The organism is Cryobacterium sp. TMS1-20-1 (assembly GCF_004402355.1).
GTDB classification, from domain to species: Bacteria; Actinomycetota; Actinomycetes; order Actinomycetales; family Microbacteriaceae; genus Cryobacterium; species Cryobacterium levicorallinum.
This window is the reverse complement of sequence record NZ_SOGF01000042.1, coordinates 1-3,065: the sequence shown is the minus strand read 5'-3', so window position 1 is coordinate 3,065 and position 3,065 is coordinate 1. Positions and strand designations below refer to the sequence as shown.

The following is a 3,065-nucleotide window of genomic DNA, read 5'->3' as shown; positions in this document are numbered from 1 at the left end:
GAACAGGCCATCAGAATCGCTCATAATCAATTTTCCCAGACCAACACCCCAACCCCGGGAAATCGACCGGCGTTTTAAACTTTGGTACTACTGACCCACGCTCCTAGCAGGGATTTGCTCAGGCGTTTTGAATTACCGTCACATGTTCGTCCGTGAAAGTGCCACCTCGGCTGGTCGGCCCCTTGCGCTTGACAAGCCTTGGACTCGAGAACAGAATGTCAGTACCAAACGATTGGTTGTATCAGACCTCCATTTCCTGGGGATTTGACCAGTTTGGAAATGGCAAAGGAGCCGATATGAAAGCTGCAATGTTTCAAACACCATTTCTTCCTCCAACACGAAGCTCCAGGGAGGTATTTCGTTGGGCGGTTGAACAGGCCGTCGTGGCGGATCAGGCCGGCCTCGCCGAATACTGGATCGGCGAGCATGCAATGCAGAGCTGGGAATCGATTCCGAATCCGGAGCTGATCATCGCTGCCGCGGCGCTCGAGACGGAGAACATCAAGTTCGCTCCCGGAGCACATTTGTTGCCTTATCACCAACCTGGTTCGCTCGCCTTGCAGGTGGCGTTCCTGAGCAACGTCCTGGAAGGTCGGTACATCCTTGGAATCGGTGCTGGTGCCTACCCTGACGACGCGGTCATTCGAGGCATCACCGATATGTCTTGGAACCATGAGATGGAGATCGAATCCATCGAATTAATGGAGCGCATCTGGTCGGGTCAGCCTTTCCACCAGGAAGGCAAATTCTTCAAGGCTGGATTTCCTGAGAACGATCCGGGGCATCCTCACCGCGATACCAGGCCGTGGGGAGGATCGATCGAAATTGGCGTAACAGGTCTGAGCGCAAATTCGCCATCAATCAAATTTGCCGGCGAACGAGGCTACCTGCCCATCTCGGTGTACTCCGGTGACAAGTTCGTGCGCCAGCATTGGAACACGTATGAAGAAGCCGCCGTGACGGCCGGCCGCACTCCTGACCGCGCTTCCCACCATGTTGTCCGGGACGTCTTCATTGCCGATACCGACAAGGAAGCTCGCCGCCTAGCCGTGGAAGGTGGCATGGGGCGCGCCTGGGAAGAGTACCTGCTACCCGTCTACAAGCGTTTCGGAATTCTAGGCGGTCTGCTTCATGACGAAAGCATAGACCCTGCGGACGTCAACGCCGAATACCTGGCCGACCACGTTTGGTTCGTCGGATCAGCCGAAACTGTCACCGAGAAGATCCAAGAGTTCGCCGACTCGACCGGCGGTTTCGGCACTCTCATGCCGTACTCCTACGACTACATTGACAACCCGGAACCGTGGAACAACTCACTCGAAATTCTCGGCCGAGAGATCATGCCCAAGATCATCGATCCAGTGCCCGCACTGGTTGGATCTGTTGCTTAGATCTCATCGGCTATCTGATCAGGAGGTAATTCATTGTCCGAATATTCATCGCCCATCGAGGTTGTAGATGACTACATCGATGCGTATAACGCCTTCGACGTCGATAGAATTGGTCGGCTTCTTGCTGACGATATTTATCTCACCCACAAGAATCGCGGGTTTCTCACGGAGGGCAAAGACCCGGTAATTGAGCTTTATCGCGGTACGCCCTCAGTAATTCCCGATCGCGCTCTTGTAGACCGGACGATGGTCACGACCGACGGAACCAGGGTCATCGTGCAACATACCTTCACGGGAACGCCCACCGTCGACCTCACGTTCGGGCCGGCTGGCGAGAAGTTCTCGATCTTTCTCGCCACAGTCTTCACCATCGAAGACGGCAAGGTAACGAAATACGAGGACTACGGGTAAATAGAGTCTGAACAGAAAGAGGAGGCTCTGATCAGGGAGCCTCCTCTCTTCTGTTGTTATGCTGGCTCCGGGGTGCTGGTCCTCAGCGAGAAACAGGTGCCGTTTCAGACGATGCTCGCGATCACGTCTGCCAGCCAAGTTACGCATTCGTCGGGAATGTGCACGGGGGCGGCCCAGACAAATCCGTCGTTCTCCCAGTTCAGTTGGAAGTCTCTCGCCGAAGTTTCGACCTCGAAGGTGTGCACGATCCACAAGTATTTCCCGTCGGCTAGCCGCAAATCCAAACCGCTCCTCACCGACCGGATCTGTTCTGGCAACAGACCAAGTTCCTCGCGAAGTTCAATGAGCATCTGCGAACTTGGCGAAGACCCCAGCGCGAGATGACCAGTGACGTAGTGCCACAATCCCCGGTCGGACTCCACGCTCATGCTTCGCTTGAGAAGACAGATACGTTCGCCATCTATAACCACCTCGGCTACAACCTCTCGAACGAACACCACGCCATCCTCTCTCGCGCGTACGTCGACGGACATGTGTGAGCGCGTACATCACGGTCAAGTTGTTAGGCGTTCTATCTGGGAACCGTTCCGCGCACCCCTGCTGTGTTAACGCCGACCCAAAACAGGGCCAATTGTGCGGCGGTTTCTAGGGGTCGTTGCAACACCGGTTGGTCTATTCAGTAGTCAGCAGTTTAGCGAAGCGCTCGGCGGGGGTGTCCCAGTCGAGCGCTTTCCGTGGGCGTTCGTTGAGCTCGTCTGCTGCGGCGCGTAAGTCGTCGGCGGTGTAGGTGGAGAGGTTGGTGCCCTTGGGGAAATACTGGCGTAGTAGGCCGTTGGTGTTCTCGTTGGATCCGCGTTGCCAGGAGCTGGCTGCGTCGCAGAAGTAGACGTCCATGTTTGTGCCAAGGCGGATGGCGGTGTGATGCGCCATCTCGACACCTTGATCCCACGTCAGAGAGCCGCGTAGATGTGCGGGGAGGTTGTTCATCGCAGCCACGAGGCCGTCGCGAACTGATTCGGCGGTGTGATCGACGGGCAGGTGCACGAGCATCACGAAGCGAGTCGTGCGTTCCACAAGCGTGGCGATCGCGCTCCTGTTGTGGGCGCCGGTGATGAGATCACCCTCCCAATGGCCGGGAACGGATCGGTCTTCCACTGAGCTGCTGCGGATATCTCGGACAGTGGGCCCTCTTAAAATGGGGCGTTACTGAAAGTAGAGATCAGCATGACCGCATCGCGGAGAAAATTTACCCAGGAGTTCAAG

The 3,065-nt window shown here is 56.2% G+C and carries 3 protein-coding genes and 1 pseudogene; 2 read left to right on the top strand and 2 right to left on the bottom strand.

What is annotated here, in order from left to right:
* Nucleotides 1-296: 296 nt before the first annotated feature.
* Together E3O45_RS08790 and E3O45_RS08785 are read left to right on the top strand one after the other, a co-directional pair.
* Nucleotides 297-1,391, top strand: a complete 1,095-nt coding sequence (locus E3O45_RS08790; protein WP_134443063.1) for an LLM class flavin-dependent oxidoreductase — start codon at nt 297-299, stop codon at nt 1,389-1,391.
* 33 nt (nt 1,392-1,424) lie between these two features.
* On the top strand, nt 1,425-1,802 hold the full coding sequence (locus tag E3O45_RS08785) for a nuclear transport factor 2 family protein (RefSeq protein ID WP_134443062.1): 378 nt from the start codon (nt 1,425-1,427) through the stop codon (nt 1,800-1,802).
* 104 nt (nt 1,803-1,906) lie between these two features.
* Here the strand turns inward: E3O45_RS08785 and E3O45_RS08780 are convergent, their stop codons facing one another.
* Together E3O45_RS08780 and E3O45_RS08775 are read right to left on the bottom strand one after the other, a co-directional pair.
* Entirely contained in the window at nt 1,907-2,335 is a 429-nt protein-coding gene (locus E3O45_RS08780; protein WP_134443061.1) for an NUDIX domain-containing protein, read from the bottom strand.
* A gap of 139 nt (nt 2,336-2,474) precedes the next feature.
* A pseudogene (locus tag E3O45_RS08775) lies at nt 2,475-2,969 on the bottom strand (IS30 family transposase); the annotation flags it as partial.
* Nucleotides 2,970-3,065 lie beyond the last annotated feature (96 nt).